2 protein-coding genes are annotated in these 1,842 nt (G+C 67.5%); both read left to right on the top strand.

Annotation, left to right across the window (positions count from 1 at the left end; all coding sequences use genetic code 11):
- Positions 1-320: 320 nt before the first annotated feature.
- Positions 321-971 (top strand): SCO family protein, encoded by a 651-nt coding sequence (locus ACXJKH_RS19755; RefSeq protein WP_457321909.1) that lies wholly within the window; start codon positions 321-323, stop codon positions 969-971.
- Positions 968-1,810 (top strand): archaetidylserine decarboxylase, encoded by an 843-nt coding sequence (asd, locus tag ACXJKH_RS19750; protein ID WP_256774611.1) that lies wholly within the window; start codon positions 968-970, stop codon positions 1,808-1,810. The genes ACXJKH_RS19755 and asd overlap by 4 nt, the downstream gene beginning before the upstream one ends.
- Positions 1,811-1,842 lie beyond the last annotated feature (32 nt).

Below are 1,842 nucleotides of genomic sequence, written 5' to 3'. Positions count from 1 at the left end.
TGCTCTTCCCCTGCTCTTCCCCTGCTCTTCCCCTGCTCTTCCCCTGCTCTTCCCCTGCTCTTGCCCTGCCTTGTCCCAATGGGCACCAGCCAACTGTCAAGCGTCGGCATGGGTGGGGTTGCGGGGCCCTTGCGGCGCATGGATGCGMYGSWGGAGCTTACAAGGACGTACTTGCAGCGTGCCCCGCAACCCCACCCGTGCCGGCGCCGCCTCCGATCGCTGCACCAAGGCTTCGGCTTCGGCTTCGGCTGCGGCCCAAAAAACCCAACAGCGCCGCCACCACCCCTATCATGGTGGCCCCTTCCGGGAACGGGCTTTCCATGTTCAATCGCAACGCAGGCATCATCTTGCTCATCGCGCTGGCCGCCGGCCTTGGCCTGGTCGCCGCGCAGAAAGTKTTCGCGCCCACGCCGACCAGCGACCGGCCCGCCACCGAATCGATCACCTTCTACCCCCAGCCGCGCCCGCTGCCCGACTTCAACCTTGGCCAGTCCGACGGCACCCGCCTGATCCCCGGCGAGCTCAAGGGCCACTGGACCCTGGTCTTCCTCGGTTTCACCTTCTGCCCCGACGTCTGCCCCACCACCCTGGCCGACCTTGCCAAGGCGCAGAAACAATGGGAAGCCCAGCCCGAATCCCTGCGCCCGCGCCTGGTGTTCATCTCCGTCGATCCCGAGCGTGACACCCTCGCCCGCCTCGGCGAGTACGTGCACGCCTTCCACAAGGACACCCTGRCCGCCACCGCCGATGTGCCCTCGCTGGAGCGCTTCGCCACGTCGCTCGGCTTCGTCTTCCAGAAAGTACCCGGCAAGCACTTCGACGAGAATCCCGAGGACTACACCCTCGAGCACTCGGCCAGCCTGGCCGTGCTGGACCCGGAGGGCAGGCTTGCCGGCCTGATCCGCCCTCCCTTCAATGCGCAGGCCATTGCCCGCGACCTGCAGATGCTGACCGAGAAGACCGCACCATGAGCCTGACCACCACGCTGAGCTACGTCCTGCCGCACCGTCTGCTGTCCTCGATGGCGCGACGCCTGGCGTATTCCAGCAACCCGCGGATCGCGCGCTGGCTGATCGACACCGTCACCGAGAAGTTCGGCGTCAACCTCGCCGAAGCGGCCAACCCCGATCCGCGCAGCTACGCCACCTTCAACCAGTTCTTCACCCGTGCGCTCAAGCCCGGCGCCCGCGTACCGTCGTCCGATCCGCGCACGCTGGTGATGCCCGCCGACGGCCGCATCAGCCAGCTCGGCGCGATCGAAGACGGCCGCATCTTCCAGGCCAAAGGCCAGTCGTTCACCGCCGCCGAGCTGCTCGGCGACGCCGCCGATGCCGAGGTCTTCCGCCACGGCCTGTTTGCCACCGTGTACCTCTCGCCCAAGGACTACCACCGCGTGCACATGCCGTGGACCGGCACCCTGCGCGAGACCGTGCACGTGCCCGGGCGCTTGTTCAGCGTCGGTCCGGCGGCGGTCAACAAGGTGCCGGGGCTGTTTGCGCGCAACGAGCGCCTGGTCTGTCACTTCGATACCGACTTCGGCCCGATGGTGTCGGTGATGGTCGGTGCGCTGCTGGTGTCGGGCGTGGAAACGGTGTGGGGTGGCGAAGAGATTCCCGCCTACGGCGACACCATCACCCGCAAGGATTACCGCGGCAAGGGCATCACGTTGGAGCGGTTCGCGGAAATGGCGCGCTTCAATTACGGCTCCACGGTGATCGTGCTGCTGCCGCCGGGCGTGGCCGAGTTCGCCCCGCATCTGGATGCCGAGCACGCCGTGCAGCTGGGGCAGGCGCTGGCCACCTTGAAGTAACCGGTGGTGCCGGCCGCTGGCCGGCATTGCAG

This window comes from Stenotrophomonas sp. P5_B8, from assembly GCF_054049855.1.
This window is presented reverse-complemented; position numbering and strand designations above follow the sequence as displayed.

Coding starts and splice junctions, on each gene's coding strand:
- asd (WP_256774611.1), top strand. CDS start 968: ATGAGCCTGACCACCACGCTGAGCTACGTCCTGCCGCACCGTCTGCTG.